The sequence below is a fragment of the Faecalimonas umbilicata genome, from assembly GCF_004346095.1.
Taxonomy (GTDB): Bacteria; Bacillota; Clostridia; order Lachnospirales; family Lachnospiraceae; genus Faecalimonas; species Faecalimonas umbilicata.
The window spans coordinates 1-16,668 of sequence record NZ_SLZV01000043.1 but is presented as its reverse complement, the minus strand read 5'-3'; the positions used below and the strand labels follow the sequence as shown (position 1 = coordinate 16,668).

General features: G+C 33.4%; 15 protein-coding genes. 1 reads left to right on the top strand and 14 read right to left on the bottom strand.

Annotation, left to right across the window (positions count from 1 at the left end):
* Nucleotides 1-125 precede the first annotated feature (125 nt).
* Nucleotides 126-1,520 carry a sensor histidine kinase gene (locus EDD74_RS14395; protein ID WP_116442012.1) on the top strand — a complete coding sequence of 465 codons (1,395 nt, stop codon included), beginning with the start codon at nt 126-128 and terminating at the stop codon, nt 1,518-1,520.
* 39 nt (nt 1,521-1,559) lie between these two features.
* Here the strand turns inward: EDD74_RS14395 and EDD74_RS14390 are convergent, their stop codons facing one another.
* The 14 genes from EDD74_RS14390 to EDD74_RS14335 all read right to left on the bottom strand — a co-directional run.
* The gene (locus EDD74_RS14390; protein WP_116442011.1) at nt 1,560-3,662 is read right to left on the bottom strand and encodes a peptidase domain-containing ABC transporter; all 2,103 of its coding nucleotides are present in this window, start codon (nt 3,660-3,662) and stop codon (nt 1,560-1,562) included.
* Nucleotides 3,663-3,732: 70 nt separating this feature from the next.
* Nucleotides 3,733-6,870, bottom strand: coding sequence for a type 2 lanthipeptide synthetase LanM family protein (locus EDD74_RS14385; protein WP_116442010.1), 3,138 nt, complete (start codon nt 6,868-6,870; stop codon nt 3,733-3,735).
* A 100-nt stretch (nt 6,871-6,970) separates the two neighbouring features.
* Nucleotides 6,971-7,174, bottom strand: coding sequence for a plantaricin C family lantibiotic (locus tag EDD74_RS14380; RefSeq protein ID WP_055056069.1), 204 nt, complete (start codon nt 7,172-7,174; stop codon nt 6,971-6,973).
* A gap of 452 nt (nt 7,175-7,626) precedes the next feature.
* Nucleotides 7,627-8,124, bottom strand: coding sequence for a hypothetical protein (locus EDD74_RS14375; protein ID WP_116442009.1), 498 nt, complete (start codon nt 8,122-8,124; stop codon nt 7,627-7,629).
* A 59-nt stretch (nt 8,125-8,183) separates the two neighbouring features.
* Nucleotides 8,184-8,513, bottom strand: coding sequence for a winged helix-turn-helix domain-containing protein (locus EDD74_RS14370; protein WP_116442008.1), 330 nt, complete (start codon nt 8,511-8,513; stop codon nt 8,184-8,186).
* A 96-nt stretch (nt 8,514-8,609) separates the two neighbouring features.
* Entirely contained in the window at nt 8,610-8,978 is a 369-nt protein-coding gene (locus EDD74_RS14365; protein ID WP_132038467.1) for a hypothetical protein, read from the bottom strand.
* Nucleotides 8,979-8,992: 14 nt separating this feature from the next.
* Nucleotides 8,993-9,649: a P-loop NTPase family protein gene (locus tag EDD74_RS14360; protein WP_116442006.1), complete on the bottom strand. Its 657-nt coding sequence runs from the start codon at nt 9,647-9,649 to the stop codon at nt 8,993-8,995.
* A 99-nt stretch (nt 9,650-9,748) separates the two neighbouring features.
* The gene (locus tag EDD74_RS15180; RefSeq protein ID WP_165851601.1) at nt 9,749-9,886 is read right to left on the bottom strand and encodes a hypothetical protein; all 138 of its coding nucleotides are present in this window, start codon (nt 9,884-9,886) and stop codon (nt 9,749-9,751) included.
* 19 nt (nt 9,887-9,905) lie between these two features.
* On the bottom strand, nt 9,906-10,040 hold the full coding sequence (locus EDD74_RS15535; protein WP_275539636.1) for a hypothetical protein: 135 nt from the start codon (nt 10,038-10,040) through the stop codon (nt 9,906-9,908).
* Nucleotides 10,041-10,092: 52 nt separating this feature from the next.
* Nucleotides 10,093-12,696, bottom strand: a complete 2,604-nt coding sequence (locus EDD74_RS14355) for an ABC transporter permease (RefSeq protein ID WP_116442005.1) — start codon at nt 12,694-12,696, stop codon at nt 10,093-10,095.
* Nucleotides 12,697-12,713: 17 nt separating this feature from the next.
* Nucleotides 12,714-13,382 (bottom strand): ABC transporter ATP-binding protein, encoded by a 669-nt coding sequence (locus EDD74_RS14350; RefSeq protein WP_116442004.1) that lies wholly within the window; start codon nt 13,380-13,382, stop codon nt 12,714-12,716.
* Between the two features lie 87 nt (nt 13,383-13,469).
* Entirely contained in the window at nt 13,470-13,733 is a 264-nt protein-coding gene (locus tag EDD74_RS14345) for a hypothetical protein (protein WP_116442003.1), read from the bottom strand.
* Between the two features lie 104 nt (nt 13,734-13,837).
* Complete coding sequence (locus EDD74_RS14340) at nt 13,838-16,429, bottom strand: ABC transporter permease (RefSeq protein WP_116442002.1); 2,592 nt, start codon at nt 16,427-16,429, stop codon at nt 13,838-13,840.
* A partial coding sequence (locus EDD74_RS14335) for an ATP-binding cassette domain-containing protein (RefSeq protein ID WP_132038466.1) occupies nt 16,426-16,668 on the bottom strand: 243 nt, incomplete at its 5' end. The genes EDD74_RS14340 and EDD74_RS14335, both read right to left, overlap by 4 nt.

Here is a 16,668-nt window from a genome sequence, read left to right as displayed (position 1 = left end):
TTTTCTCATAGCGATCATCCTTTCTTTGATAACACTATTTTACCATACATCATCTCAAAAATATATAGCAGAAATTTAATTTATTCTATACTAGGGTATAAATTGCTAGTGAAAGGAGTAAAATAATGAAGCCTGCCAAGCGATTTTTCAAAAAATATCTTCTTTCCACCCTTATTATATTGATCCTATTTTTTATTTTAAATATTATTTTAATATGCGGGACTTTGCTCATGGCATGGAATAATTCGACTGATCCAGATATACCCGTCCAAACTATTAGCAAAAATATCACGCTCAATGTAGATGGAACAATTTCTTCTACTGATTATATAGAAAATATTCTAAAAAATAAAAGTGCCTGGGCAATGATCTTAAATGAACAAGGAAATATCATTTGGGAAAAATTTTTACCCAAAGAATTGCCAAGAACCTATTCAAATTTACAAATAGCCAAGTTTAGTCGGTGGTACTTACAAGAATATCCTGTTTTTATCCAAGAACATTCTGCCGGCTTATTGGTTATCGGGTGCGAACCCAATAGTATAACAAAATACAATTTTTCAATAGATATTAATTATATTCACAGCCTAATAGTCGGTATCTTTTTAATGATTTGTTTTAATATATTACTGATATTTATATTATTCTGGCGTAATACACATAAAATAGAAAAATCTATAGTGCCAATCATTGACGGTATTGACTCTATTGCTCAGGGAAAACCTATTACCCTTTCAGAAACGGGTGAACTTTCAAGTATAAATGCTGAACTAAATAAGGCTGGAAAACATCTTCTACAAAAAGAACAGGCGCGTGCCGAATGGATTAATGGTGTTTCGCATGATGTCCGGACACCTCTTTCTATTATTTTGGGATATGCTTCTGAAATCGAAAAAAATGAAGATGCTTCACAGCCTGTACAACTACAGGCAAGTATAATTCGTAAACAAAGCGAAAAACTCCGTAGCCTAATCGCAGATTTAAACTTAACTTCAAGACTGGAATACTCCATGCAGCCTTTAATAAAAACCAGTTTTTCTCCTGTGGAAATCGCCCGCCAAGTAATCATTGGCTTTATGAATGGACCAATAGACAACAAATATTCTTTTGATTTTCATTCATCATCTGATATGATTCCAGTATTGATCAAAGGAGATACGGAACTTTTTTCAAGAATGCTAAGCAATCTAATTCAAAATTGTATTAGTCATAATCCTCATGGTTGCGAAATAACAGTTGAAATTCTAAAGGAAAATGATACCTGTATTATCTCCGTCATTGATAATGGTGGCGGTATGACTTCTACACAAATAGAAAAAATGAATAGCGGTGTTTTTCCTAATAACATGTACAATTCAAATGGAGAGTCCGTTCATGGTTTTGGCCTAAAATTGGTTTACCAAATATTAACCGCCCATAACGGAAATATCAAATATGAAAATATCCTTCCTCATGGCTTAAAGGTCATATTAGAAATACCTATTGAACATATTGATCCGCATGAAGAAAAGCTCTCTTAAAAGAACAGGTGAAAGCCATTATCTGACTTTCACCTGTTCTTAATTATTCACACTATCATAATATGCTCCCTTTAGCTGAAGCAGTTCCACATGTGTTCCGGATTCAATTATTTTTCCTTTTTCAACTACATATATTGTGTCAGCATCTTGTATGGCATTCAGCCTATGTGTAACTACAATCTGAGTAATATGTAGTTGTTTCAAATTATTACATATTCTTCGTTCTGTAAGAGGGTCTAAGTTGCTTGTGGCTTCATCAAAAATAATAACTTCCGGTTTCAGTGCTAATGCTCTTGCTATAGCAATACGCTGTTTTTGTCCTCCTGAAATGTTCTGTCCATTTTCTCCCACAAATGTATTAAGTCCCAATGGAAATTTTTCTATATCATCTTTCAGTTCTACTAAATCTAAATAATGATATATTTCCTCATCTGTCAACGTATTTGTAATATCCACGTTTTCTCTAATTGTTCCATTCATTGCCATTGGAACCTGAGTAACTATGGCAAATATCCGATCTATATCCTCTTTGCATATTTGTTTTATATCTTCTCCATTTACTAAAATTTGTCCTTGATAATGAGAAAAGACGTTCAATAATAATTTTGTAATTGTAGTCTTTCCACTCCCTGAACTTCCTACAAATGCTATCTTCTCCCCTTTTTTTAGCATCATACTAACATTCTCTACATCTGGCTTCGTGCTTCCATAGTAAGAAAATGTTACTTGTTGCATTTCCATAGACTCAAATGAGTTAATACGCTGAGTACCATTTTTACGGTTAGATTTATAATTCATTAACTCTTTTAAACGAATCATCGTTTCCTTTAAAACATTAATTTGAGGTACCACCAAAGATAAAGTTTGAAATGGACCTGTAAAATATCCGGCAAGTGTAACAAAGGCTATTAACGTTCCTAATTCCAACCTATTATCACAAACCAAGTATCCGCCTATAACGTAAAGTATCAATGAAGAAGCTATTGAAAAAGCCCCCACCACTGACTCCATAATATCACTTATTTGTACACGCTCACGTAATCTCTTAATTAAATGCTTATAATCCTGTTTCAGACTATCACTCAGCATATTCTCTATTCTCATGCACCTTATTTGTTGGATATTAGTCAAAGTTTCTACCATTCGTGCCTGTAATGCACTCTGATCTGCAATATAATTTTTAACCTTTATTCTAGCTTTTTGATTTAATACCATTACTATTGTTATCTGTATAACAGTCATTACTATTATAACCGCAAACAATGGTATTGACTGTGTTATCATCATCATTCCGCAAAAAACAGCAGTAACCACGTCTATCACTGTTGATATTAGAGCTGTTGATATAAATTCATATATATCACTTACACTATTAAAGCGATTTTCAATATCTCCTGATGAATGGCTTTCAAAATAGCTTAAATCAATATCAAATATTTTATTTAACATTAAAAATATAGTATCTTTATATATATTATTCTGTAAAATAAGTATTACCCTTTTTTTAGCTAAATTTGCAAGTAAATAACTTAATGCCACTGATAATATCAGTAAAGCATATTTTACGAAATTGAAGCCTAATGTATTATAAGTTATTTCATTGACTATTTTTTTAATAATGAGCGGTGGAATCAATATAATTCCCTGCGTAACCAGTGTTAGAATACTTGCCAGAAATAATTTGCTTTTATTTATAGGTATAAGAAAAGACTCACGTTTCTCACGTTTATAATTCTTTTCTGTTGGTCGAACACATACAATTACATCTAAAAAATTCTTTTTAATATATGAATAGTCAACCTTTTCTTTTCCTCTTAAAGGATCTAAAAGTATATATTTCCCATATTTTTTCTCCGCAACTACAACATAATGATTTTCTTTTGAACACATGATAATCGGTAAACATTTTATCAAATTTTCTTCGGTTTCGTAGTTTCCATACGCCTTAAATGAAAAATTATGTTCTTCCGTAATTTCTTTCATTTTTGCTAAAGACATACCATTTCTTCCAATACTTGTTGCAGCTTTTAATTCACTAATATCTATCTTATATTTATAGTATTGGAAGATCATTGTCAATGCTGCTATGCCACAGTCTGTTGTCCCCATCTGGCGAATCAATGGCACACTTTTTTTGTGCATAAATACACCTCCCTAGTATAATAAATTAGTATTGGAAATAATAAATTCTATTATTTCCAATACTATCATTTTAGACTTCCAGAGCAATTACACAAGGTAAATCTTTTTTTATATCTCGCAGCAAAGAATATCCCATGCCACATAGTCCTGTCATAAATCCTTGCAATTTATATCCATATAGATACGCATTATCGCAGTCAAATACACCATTACATACATTCTCAGCAATAATATCACGAATATCTACATAATATTTTTCTATCTTTTTATCTGAATGGTCTTTTAAATATTCAAATAAAATTTCTGTATTGCCTAAATTGCCATGACATAGACAATTGTTTCCTAAAATTCCCTCTCTTAATATTGTATTCACTGCTACTTTTATATCATTTTCTATCAAATCCGAATACCGCCCATTCAATATGACATTTACTTTAGATCGGCTAAGTAATATGCCTGCAGCGCCATGACACCAAGCAACAGTAAAACTTCCTCCATCAGATGCTTTTTCTCCCGCATATACCCTTTCGTCTTTCCAATTTCCTTTTTCTTTCACAAATAAAGAATTTTCAAATTTAATGCCATCGAGCAGTGACAATAAATACTCCTCTTTCTGAGTCACCTGCCATAGTTTTGCCAATGCTAAAACTATTCCAGATGCTCCATGTGAAAATCCCGCTAACGGCGAAGTTCTTCCATCTCCATTCCATCCGCCTTTAATAGAGCCTTCCTTTTCCTGCGCATTTACTATTATATCTCCTGCTATTTCTGCCGAAGCGATATACTCTTTATTTCCGGTTAGCTGATACATATTAATCAATGTAATAACTGCGCCTGCATTACCATAGACAAGATCAAAACTGTTATCTCTGGTGATTGCTTTCTTTAATATTTTATAGTGCTTTTTTGCATAATCCAAATATTTTTCTTTATTTGTAATTTTATACAGTACCTCATAAGTGTACATTATAGACGCTTCTCCACCAAAGGCGCCACTGCTTTCATTTTCTATTCCCTCATTTCGTTCACACATCTCATCTGTGTATGTAAATAATTCCTTTTCAATCGCATTACATATAATAAGGTACTCCTGTTTGGGATCAACAGCATACAATGCGTTAAAGAAAATTGCTAGTCCAGACATACCTTCATATAAATATGTACCAAGTGGTCTTATATCCCATGAGCAGTCATCTTCATTTCCAATTAGAGTAACACCAATCCAATTAACTTCTGTTTTATCTTTGTTAAAAACAGCAGTTTTTATAAGACAGTCAGCCAATTTCTGAACAGCTTTTAACAGATGAGCATTATTTTTTTCTCTGTGTGGAATCATTTTCATTTGTTGAAGCTCTATTTTTTTATCCTCAACCTGAAATTCGTTTATCTCTGTCAGAATAATATTCATGAACATTAATTGCCTTTTTAAATCAGCTTCATCTAACAATACTATCTTTTTCTTTAAGTGTTCCAAACTGGTATATTCAAAATAACCTTCGATTTTTTCACCTTCTGATCCGAAAAGAGATTTATCCGATGTATTAAGATAAAAATATGGAATGTCCATATTTAACATGTCCTTTATCTCACATTTCACAACACCTTTATCTCCTTGCGTAGCTTCATACTGCTTGAATAAACTACACAAAAACATTTGTCTATCTCTTCCATCTTGCATAAAATCCGGATGAAAAGATGTGTGCAATAACATAGAATATCTTTGGGTATCCTGAACTAAATGGCGAATATTTAAATTACCAAACATGTCGGCATGTTCAAGAAATTTTTCTTTGTTCTCCAAAACATATTTATACGCATCTTCAAATCCTGCATTTATTTCTTTTAGATAATGAAATGCTGATACATTTTCTCCATCTAATTTAACAAGATTTTGATTTACTCCAGTTGTAGGATGTTCATATACAAATCTCATATTTGAAGTGCATAAATCTGCTATTTTAGGAATAACTATAGGATATTCCTTTCCTTCACTACCTTTAATTGCACTCATATCTACGCCTTGACCCAAATTTGAAAATCTATAATGTGGCAATAGACCTGAGTATAATACTGACTCATGAAGGATATAATTTATTTCCTCTTTTGCAGAATTTGTTCTCCCTCTTCTACGGTTATCTAGTATTGTTTCTGCATCTATAATAATTGGATATTCTCCTGCAGCAATCACATTTTCTTCATGTAAATCATTTGTATTAAGAATATAACTACTGAAAATCAATATTCCAAATCTATAAAAATACCGTCTAATTTCCTCTTCTGTTTTACAACTTTTATAATGTACAAATTCTTCCCAACCATACTCCTGACAATCTAATATGTTTGGTTCATACATTTCATATTTACAACCAGCATTTATCTTTCCCAAAAAATCAAAATACACTTTTTCAATTTTTAATGAACGTGGTTTATACACAATTTTAGTGCCATTATCCAATTTAAGGATACTTACACCATTCCCTTTTCTATGGGAATCCGAGATATTAGAACTTATTTCAACTACATTTTTAAATTCTAAACCTCTGCAAAATTTATTCACGATTTCCTTTTTATCTTTATTAAGCCTTTCTAATAAAAGTACATAATAAGAAGATAAGTTTTCTACGGTTTCTGTAACTGAACGCAGCAAACATGGATATATGTTGAAAAGCTCCTCTTTATACGATTTCTTACTTAAAAAAATATTATTATAATAATCGTATTCTTCCTCTGAATTTCTTCCATTCAGTTTTCCCGTCTTCCTACAAAGATACATTTCAAACATTAATATCCCAAGACTGATTTTCCCTAATCTCTCTAATAAGGTATTTGCGTATGTATCTATAATAGAATCCGTTAAAAAAAGACTTGTTCCATTTTTTAATACGTCTATTCCGTAATTGATTAAAGGTATGAAAAAATTATTAAATGCCAATTTTTCTCCTTTGAATCCGGAATAGTTATAATTGATTGGTTTTTCAAATAATTCTATTTTTACCTTTTCCATTTCTGACATCACATGATTGTTTTCACATACATAATTTTCAGAATTTAAAACTTTTACTAAATCAATACCATAACATTTCTCAGCAACTCTTAATGTATCTTCTCCTAAAATCTTTTTCCAATATTCAAATATATCTTTTTTATTTTCTGCTTCTGATGTTGTATAACTTCTTTCTGTAAAATATGATGCTCTCTCAGTATTCATGTTCTTAAACACCCCATTCTGCTTTCCATTTCAACTCACAATTCGTATCTGTACTGCACAAACTTCAATTAACGCTTACCCTCTTTATCAACACCTGTGTTTATTTCTTAGGGCAGCAAGGTTTCAGCAAAGTACCAAAGTAGCATTCTGCTGTACTTGTACATAAAACTCCGCCGGAATTTCTGGTTTCACCAGCTCCTGCTACAAATTTGTTTAAATCTGCTTCCTGCAGCTCCATCATAACGTTACCAGCCGGATTGCTAAAGTTTTCTTCTCTTGTAATAGGATTTCTCATTTCACTCATAATTATTTCTCCTTTCATAAATCAATTTTGTACAGTACAGATACTAATTCTAAATTGAAATGGTTGAATTATTTTCTTCTGTTCCTTACATTTTAGATAATACACCTTTTATTTCTTGAAATTTTATTCATGTAATAAAATCGACTGTCTATGTAACTTTTGTTAGAATATTAATAGATTTATTTTTTCCACACCGTCCATATAAAAATATTACTGTTTACCAATGTAACCGCTAAAAGCAAAAATCTTTCCTATAACAACAAAAGCGGATATGCGCCAAATCGCATATCCGCTCCGAATTCCTTCAAACCGCAAAAATATTTCCCTATATGTTCTCTGCAATTCTCATAATATTCACTTATTCCACCCTATTCCCCGGTATTCGCTAGGTGTTCGCCCATACTTTTGCTGAAATGCCCGGTTAAACGTCCTCTCAATTTTTTTAGTCAATCTTATTTCTGCTTACCAACATTTTCTTTTTTTAAAATTTTAGAAGTTTTTACAAGGGCATCTATTAAAGTCAAACCGGTCAAAATTACAGCAACTCCCATCATAAATAATGTCCATGCTTTGCCCTTATCAAATGTTACCAAAATAGCGATCACAGCTACAGGCATGTTTATATACCCTAACCCTGTTGCCCATTGAATAAAAAAGTTCGGCCAAAACTTTTTCTCTTCTTCCACTTCATTCACTGTTTTCACTTTTCTGGCGAAATAGAACATACAGAATACAGATATAGCTATCAGTATTATTTTCAAGAAACAATTAGCTTCCGTTTTCTCCGACGGAAAAAAAGTATCTATCATGATAACTGCTATTCCAATAATAAACGCTATTTCGCTATACAATCCTGAATAAGCGGAGTCTTTCATATCATTTACTTTTTTCTCTAAAGCAGTAATTATAGATTGGTGATACTTTTTCGCACTTTTCTTGTTTTCATTCATGTAATATATCCTCCATTTGTAATAACATACCGTTTCATATCAATTATATCTCCAGAAAATTATAACTTCTTCAGTCTATACCCCACATTGACCAACGTTTCAATAATATCATATCCCATCTTTTTTCTTATTTTCCATATCACATATTCTACTGTTCTGTATGGTATCTGATCATCATGATAATGAATCCCCCATACAGAATGATAAATATTTGTCTTTGGCATTACCCAGTTTGGTTTTAAAGCCAGTAGGTACAAAACTTCAAATTCCCTGGGTGTCAGGTCTATCTCCTTTCCTTCGTAGATAACCTGATAGGACATTGGATTTAACCGTAATTTCCCGTTGCCCAGCACTACATTCTCTTTATATTCTGGAAAAACATACTTCATGTGTATGCCTCCTCTTGATTTGTAAATTCAACTTTTCTCATTCCAGAAAGAAATACTGGACGAAAACTCCCCGTCCAGCACTTCTTCAATTATCAATTATTTTAATGCACTCTCTATATCCTCCGCTGCCTTTTCCATAATTTGAAGATACTCCCGGAGCTTTTCAGACTGGATATTTTCCTTTTCTGCAAGTGAATTGATTAGAAAACAACTTGTTTTTATACAGCTTAGCGGATTTCGGATATTGCTCTGCAGTTCCGCCCTCATAGTACGATAATCATTTTCTATATTCAGAGTCCTTGTTACTGCCCTCTCACAAATATCCAGCAGTTGATTGATACACTCTGCCAACTCTTGCACCGGATCATTCAAATACCTGCGCCCAACTCTTTGCTCCAAACATTGTTCAGAAAGAATACCATTCAAATCATTTAACAGCAGTCTACATTCTCTATCACATTCCATTTCTACAGCTCCATTCATGCGCGATAATCAATAATAGAAAATTCCTTTTTCTCAGGTCGGTATTTGTATATAAGATCATAGGCGCCATAATTTTCGTCTAAATCTTCACTTATGTAAAGAGCAGATATCCCCAAACTTTTTGCTGCATGATAAGTAAGTATTGCAAGTTCCGCCTTATTCTGCTCTTTCATTCTTTTGAATAAATCGAATATCACAACAACCTTTCTGCCTCCGGAAAAGGCACGCGCACAGATACATCTCATTTTTTCTCTATGATTAAGATCCGAAGGGTATTTTTGTAATAAGTGCCCTATGTCAAAAGCCTTAACCAATTCCTCTATGTTGGATTTATCCCCATCTAACAGACTTGGCATAGAAATGTTTTCTTCAACCGTCATAAATTCAATCAGTGGAAACTCCTCTGCCGCTATTCCAAACAAGCGCCTGTTTAAAAGAGAACGACTATTTTCGTCCAAATCAAGCCAGTCTTTATTACACACCAATATCTCACCCATTTTCGGTTTTCTATATCCGCAAAAGATTTCAAAAAGTATCCGTCCAAAATTTTCCCCACACATAAAATAGCAAACTTCTTTGGAATTTACTTCAATGTTTAAATTTTGTATATAGCCTTCCTCATCTGTCATATTCTCAACTAGAAATGGATACATAAGTTTTTCTCTCCTTTTCTACAACGGAAATGCACCAGAAAACTATCCGTTATGGTTTTATCTGGTGCATCTCCTTTTGCTTCATTTGTGCTTTTTATTTTATAACCAACCGGTTACTACTGCTGTACAATTATTGTATCCACTCTGAACACAGTCATGAAGGCAATCACTGGAATCGCAATATTGCACTTCCATATCAAATGTTTCTGTCTGCATTTTTTTCTCTACTTCACCCATATTTTCTTCTCCTTTGTTCCTACAACCAACCAGTTACTACTGCTGTACAGATATTTACCTCTACAAGACAGTCACTCAAACAATCATCAGGATCACAATACTGCACTTCGATGTCAAATTCTTCTTCCTGTACTTTTTTGTCCATGTTCGTCATAATTATGCCTCCCTTCCTATGATATTTTTTTTTTAAATTGTCATGTGACAAATTAAAAATCTTTCCTTATTTTTTCTACAATGCTTTCCTTATTGAAGGATTTAAACACAATCACCGGAATAACTCCCGACAAAATTATGGTTACGACAGATAATGTGATTGCCGGCCATAGCAGTAATTTATAGGTCATAAACCAAATTGCATTACAGATTATTTTTACCATTGTACCGCCTACTAAAGCAGAAAGTACAATTCCTAATACCGCTGAAGACAAAGCATATAACAATCCTTCATTTACAATAAGCCTGATCAACTGCTTTGTTGTCATACCGATACTTTGCATTACTGCATATTCCTTTTTTCGTGTTATGATATTGGTAATCATCAGATTTATAAAATTAATAAATCCTGACATACCCAAAATCACACTGATAAATCCACCAATGATATAAACAGTATTCTTAATACCGCTCAAACTATTTCTCAGCATAATAACTGAACTACAGCCGATTTCGCCTTCTTTTTGTTCAACAAGTTTTTCTAGTCGTTCTGTAACCGGTACTAATTCTTCTTTATCTACATTAAACGAAAAACTCATCAAAGAAGGATTTTCGTATATATTTTTAAATGTGTTCTCTGAAATATAAAACATGGGAGCGTCCCCTCCAACAGCGGTAATTCCTGTTGTCACATTAGGGACTTCATACTCCGTTGAAGTCACACTCATCTGAGCAATCACTTCAAGCTCACGTTCTTCTTCTCCGTTACTGCGAACTTTGATTTTATCTCCGATTTCACATTGAAAATCCTCCATATTTACTGAAGACTGCCCTTGCTTTTTTCGTACTGCTTCAACAACATAATTTCCTTCTTCCAGCTTTTGATATAACTCTGTAACTGAAAGATCATCTGCTATTTTCAGAAAATCACATCTCTGGAAGACGTTTTCGTTACAGCCATATACATTACATACTGGAAAATCATCATATCCTAACGGAATATAATATTGATCTACCATGATACCGGCTTTTCCATCTTCTTTTACCAGATCTTCTTTATCATAAGTCAGTCCATAATCAATCGTAATATCTCTGTCATCTAAAGTATTCTTATATATGAATCCCTTATCTTCCATTTCAAACTGATTTTCAATCAGTTCCACTATGTTTTCATCAAGACTGTCCGTATGTTGTATATATCCTTTAAGGTTATTAAAGGTATTTCCATTCGCAATTACCACATCTGCTGCACACTGTTCTTTTACTGCCTTTTCAATATCAATACTGTTTACGATAATTAAAGTAGAATTAAGCAGCATACAGCAAAGTGTCATGGATATAACGATAAATATGCTTCTTTTCTTCTTTCTCTTCACATTTGATAAGGCTAATCTCCAAACAGAAATTTTCTTTGTATGCTTTATTTTCTTACCCTTCTCCCTTTTCTCTGAATATCTGAGTGCTTCTATAGGAGAAATTTTAGAAATTATATTGATTGGTTTTCTTACACTGACTAATACAGTAAAGATTGTAAAAATGGCTGCCCCAATAAAAATAATTACATTTGGCGAAACCTCTACCGATAGATTTGAATATTCATTCGTAATAAATCCAATCGCAAATGGCAGGATTGCCTTTCCAAGAAAATATCCTATTAATAATCCACATGGCAGCGCAATCAGCAATAGCCACAATGTTTGTATACGAACTAAAAACTTTATCTGCTTTTGAGTAGTTCCTATTGTTTTTAATAAACCGTATTTCTGTACATCTTGTAAAACAGAAATTTCAAAAATATTGAAAATGAGTAAATAACCTGCGAATACAAAAAGCAGTGCAAAAACCAAACCGATAAAAAGTACAGATACATTCATTTCCGGATTGGTAATTCTGTTAACTGCACAAGCAATGTAGTTTTCTGCATTAGCATCTTCCGGATTTCCACCCAGGCTCAACACAATATCGTGGAGCTGCTTTTCCATATTGTTGGTATTTTTAAATGCTACATCTGAAAAATATGTTCCGGCATATTGCCTGTCTTTGTCAAAGGTATATGGAAATATTTCTTCATTTGCCTGCATAAATTTATCTGATACTAACATCAGACTGCTCTGTGAATTTGATGCTTCCCATATTCCAGAAACGACCATTTTATATTGATAAGTCTGATCTCGCAATTCAAATTCTATTTCAACTTCTGCGCCTACTTTAGGCTCTACTCCCAAACTTTCTAATGCTCTATCCGTTGTTGCAATTTCGTTTTCTTTTGTAGGCGCACAACCTAATATAGGAACGGAAAAGGTCAATTCCTGCTCAATAGAATCCATATAATCTAATTCTATATTATGTGTTTTCGCATTGCTTAAAAATCCAATCGGTCTTCTAAGACCGACAAAATCAACTCTTTCATCTTTTGATAATTTTTCAAACTGTTCCTCTGTCATGTAACGTATATCAGCATCTGCTTTACTTCCTTTTTGTTTCTGCAAAGTAAGCTGGACTGACTCATACGCTCCTACCCCCGTTGTTATTAGGGTAGCAAATAATACCGTTGTTAAGATCATGGCCAAAACAGCAACGATATTTCTTGTTCTATTTTTCAAGAAATCTTTCTTTGCTAGTTTCAGCATACATTTCTTGTTTCTGGTCGAATACACTCTGTCCCCTCCTGTTATTATATATCCATAATCTTTCCATCTTGAATTCTGATAATCCTATCTGCCATTTGTGCTAAATTCATATTATGGGTAATCATAACAATAGTTTGACAGAACCGTTTACTGGTTTGCTTTAACAATCCCATCACTTCAAGGCTTGACTGCGTATCAAGATTTCCTGTCGGTTCATCAGCCAAGACAATAGCAGGCTTCGTAATCAAAGCTCTGGCAATCGCAACTCTCTGCTGCTGTCCTCCCGATAAATCGCTTGGCAAATTTTCCAGTTTTTTATCAATTCCTAAAATCGTGATAATCTTATCCAGGAAATCCTGATCCACTTCATTCCCATCCAGCTCTACTGGAAAAACAATATTTTCATAGACATTTAATATCGGAATTAAATTGTAATTCTGAAAAACAAATCCAATATTCCTTCTACGAAAAATTGTTAATTCTTCTTCGTTTAGCTGCCCTATGTTTTTTCCCTTTACCAAGACATTTCCGGAAGTGGGGATATCCAATCCCCCAATCATATTTAGTAACGTGGATTTTCCACTTCCAGAAACGCCTACAATAGCAACAAATTCACCTTCCTCTATTTTCAATGAAATACCATCCAATGCTTTCGTGATATTTTCACCTGAACCGTAATACTTTTTCAAGTCCGTTGTTTCAAGTATGGCCATACTGTCGATTCCTCCATCCCGCAATTCTTTTAGCTTCTATAAATCCATAACCATATAGGGTTTAAGATTTCCTTTATATCCATAATCTCACCTTCCCATGCTATTGAAAAACTCCTCTATTTCTACAGAGTCAAAATAAAATTCTGTAATTTTTCCATTTGTAATTCGATATAAAGCCGGAACTCCTGCAATTAACATATCTTCGTATTTTGTAATAGACGCATAATCAATTTCTGGTGTCTGAATATCCGTATAGATATCCCCTACCTGTGAGCCAGGGAATGCCGGAATATCCTCTGGAGTAATGGTTACAAAATTGAAGCGCATACGTTTTCCATAATCATTCTTCATAAAATAACTCTTCCTGCATTTTCTTTTCAAGCTCTAACATATTCTCCGCCTCCCTTCATTTATATTTTGGTTTATCAGCACTTTTATGCTGTAAATCACCTCATCTACAGATTCCTAAGACGGTCTGTAATACTTTTTTTCTCCCAAAGATAAATTCCTACTTCAGAAGCTATAATAGATATTATCAAATATAGTATTATTACGGTAATTGCTGGAAGTAATGTAAATCTAAAAGCTAAAAACCAGTTGGAAAAACATATTGCCTTGACTACAGTAATACTGATAAATGCAGCAAATATAAAGCCACCGATTGCGGCATAAAAAACATATCCCACACTTTCTCTCATAATCAATTCACGAAGCTGTTTCCTGGTGGCACCTATACTTCTAAATGTTGCTAATTCCCTATTTCTCACGATTAGATTTGTAAAAATAATATTTATAAGATTTACAACTCCAATTACACCTAAAACTCCTCCTATTAACACACATAAAATACGAACTAACATTTTATAGTTTTCGATTTCTGCACGCCTTTGCTCTGTTGTTTCAAATCCTACATCAGGAAATTCTTGTGAGATCTGACTCAACATTCTCTTCACAGCAATAGCATCTTTCTCATCTGCATCAAAAGAATAATTTACCAAATTACCCTCTCCATATAATTCTTTAAACAAATCTTCTCCTAAATAAAACCAAGGACCTAAAATAGTACCTCCTCCAGTTGCGTGTCCACCTACTACTCTTTCAGACCTGATAACACCAATCCTAGCCAGCACTTTTACTTTTTTAATCAATTTTCCCTCTTTATATATCTCTATATCTTCCCCTAAGGCAGGCGAATTGTTAAAAAGATTCTCATTTGGAACTCCATTATCATTTTTCATAGAAGCTACAAGAGCATAATTCCCACTTTTTAATTTTTCTTTTATTGTGGCACGATCTTTTTCACCATCCCATATTTCCATTTTGTCAATAAAGTTCTCAGAAATTCCACATACATTACACAATGCTCTCTCATCTTTTGCCAATGTTATTGGACCATAATTAGTTGTTGCTTCATTTGTAACTACTCCGTCAACTTCTATATTGGGACTATATTGTTGTATATCAATACCTTCACTTCCCCATTCAAAACTTATATCAGCATTATCTACCGTATTCTTATATAATTTTGTTCCATTTTGAACCATAGAATTATCTTCTAATTTCTGTATAGCTTCTTCATTCAGTGCTGCAGAAGATTTGACATATCCTACGCCTGGGTTTAATGCATCTTTAGATGCAACTAAATAATCTCTACGCATCTTAGCATTAACATACTTTTCTTCATCAAAACTATTTGAAACAGTCCATAAAGAGTTCACAAATATAACACTTAGTATAAGGGAAGTAAATACTAAAACTGTTCTTTTTTTATTCCTTTGCAAATTGTTCCTTGCTATATTTCCAATAGAACGAACATCCTTTTCAGCAGTTTTTTTCTTTATCTCTGTGTATTTTGCTGTTTCAATCGCAGAATACTTGGCTGCCTTTCGGGAGGGTCTTCTCATACTCAAAAATACTGTAATCAATACAAAAACGACTGTTAAAACAAAGATAGCCGGGTGTACAGACTGGACAACTGTAAGCTCTTCTTCACTATATTCCCAATTTTTCAAAACAATAGGTAACAGCAGTCCCCCTAACCCATATCCAATCAACAAACCAATCGTAATACCAATACAAGATAGAAAAAGCATCTGTTTTCGCATTAATCTCTTAATCTGTTTGCCGGTCATTCCAATCGTTTTCATCATTCCAAATTCTTGAATATCCTGCATCACACCTATATCAAAAATATTATAAATTAAAAGATATCCACATAGCACAAACAAACATCCGAAAAGAATAATGGAAAGAATAATCCCACTGTTGCTCTCTTCAGCATTACTGATAGGATTTATTGATATTTTTATGAAATCTTTTCCCCGAGCATCCTCTGACTGTCCCCCTAGATCCTTAACATATTCTTCAAGATATTGTTCAACATTGGTTTTATTTTTCATGCAAACACTGGCAAAATAAGTTCCAGCAGTTTCTCCATCTTGTTGATAAGAAACTTGTAGCAAATCTGAATTTTGATTCAAAAATTCTTCTGAAACTATCAAATAACTTGTATTCTTATTAGTTTTATACCAGCCTGATAGTTTCATATTAAATGTATAGTCTTTGTCACGCAGGGTAAAGGATACCGGAATTTCAGCTCCTATTTTCGCCTGTGTTCCTAATTCTTCCAATGCTTTATCAGACACAACAATTTCATTTGCTGCCTTTGGTTGCTTTCCTTCTTCTAAATCAAGATAATATAAATCCATTCCTTTTGAATCAAAGTAATCTATTTCAATTGAATGTTTTTTCGTTCCATTCACAAAAGAAATAGGAATTCTACAACCAACTGTTTCAAATAAATTAGAATTTTCTGCTTTATGAAACTGATCTGCATTTAAATATCGCAATTCTGCATCCCATTTTGCTCCAGATAATCTTAACTGTGTTTCCTGAATGGATTGCATACCGCCAAATCCAATTTCCAATACTGAAGTAAATAAAATGGTCGTTAAAGTAATTGCCAATATAAGAAGAAGATTTCTCCTCTTATGTACTTTCAAATTTCCCTGAACCATTTCTTTGATTATTTTCTTTTCATTACTCATACGATTTTACCATCTCTCATTCTTATAATCCTTGATGCTGTTTCTGCAATTTCTCTACTATGGGTAATCATAATAATCGTCTGATTGTAACGCTCCCCTGACTCCCTGAGCAGTCTAAGAACCTCTTCACTGGATTCACTGTCCAGATTTCCTGTCGGCTCATCTGCTAAGACAATATCCGGTTTCGTGATCATTGCCCTGGCAATGGCAACTCTCTGCTGCTGTCCGCCTGATAAGGT

Coding starts and splice junctions, on each gene's coding strand:
- EDD74_RS14395 (WP_116442012.1), top strand. CDS start 126: ATGAAGCCTGCCAAGCGATTTTTCAAAAAATATCTTCTTTCCACCCTT.
- EDD74_RS14390 (WP_116442011.1), bottom strand. CDS start 3,662: ATGCACAAAAAAAGTGTGCCATTGATTCGCCAGATGGGGACAACAGAC.
- EDD74_RS14385 (WP_116442010.1), bottom strand. CDS start 6,870: ATGAATACTGAGAGAGCATCATATTTTACAGAAAGAAGTTATACAACA.
- EDD74_RS14380 (WP_055056069.1), bottom strand. CDS start 7,174: ATGAGTGAAATGAGAAATCCTATTACAAGAGAAGAAAACTTTAGCAAT.
- EDD74_RS14375 (WP_116442009.1), bottom strand. CDS start 8,124: ATGAATGAAAACAAGAAAAGTGCGAAAAAGTATCACCAATCTATAATT.
- EDD74_RS14370 (WP_116442008.1), bottom strand. CDS start 8,513: ATGAAGTATGTTTTTCCAGAATATAAAGAGAATGTAGTGCTGGGCAAC.
- EDD74_RS14365 (WP_132038467.1), bottom strand. CDS start 8,978: ATGGAATGTGATAGAGAATGTAGACTGCTGTTAAATGATTTGAATGGT.
- EDD74_RS14360 (WP_116442006.1), bottom strand. CDS start 9,649: ATGTATCCATTTCTAGTTGAGAATATGACAGATGAGGAAGGCTATATA.
- EDD74_RS15180 (WP_165851601.1), bottom strand. CDS start 9,886: ATGGGTGAAGTAGAGAAAAAAATGCAGACAGAAACATTTGATATGGAA.
- EDD74_RS15535 (WP_275539636.1), bottom strand. CDS start 10,040: ATGACGAACATGGACAAAAAAGTACAGGAAGAAGAATTTGACATCGAA.
- EDD74_RS14350 (WP_116442004.1), bottom strand. CDS start 13,382: ATGGCCATACTTGAAACAACGGACTTGAAAAAGTATTACGGTTCAGGT.
- EDD74_RS14345 (WP_116442003.1), bottom strand. CDS start 13,733: ATGAAGAATGATTATGGAAAACGTATGCGCTTCAATTTTGTAACCATT.
- EDD74_RS14340 (WP_116442002.1), bottom strand. CDS start 16,429: ATGAGTAATGAAAAGAAAATAATCAAAGAAATGGTTCAGGGAAATTTG.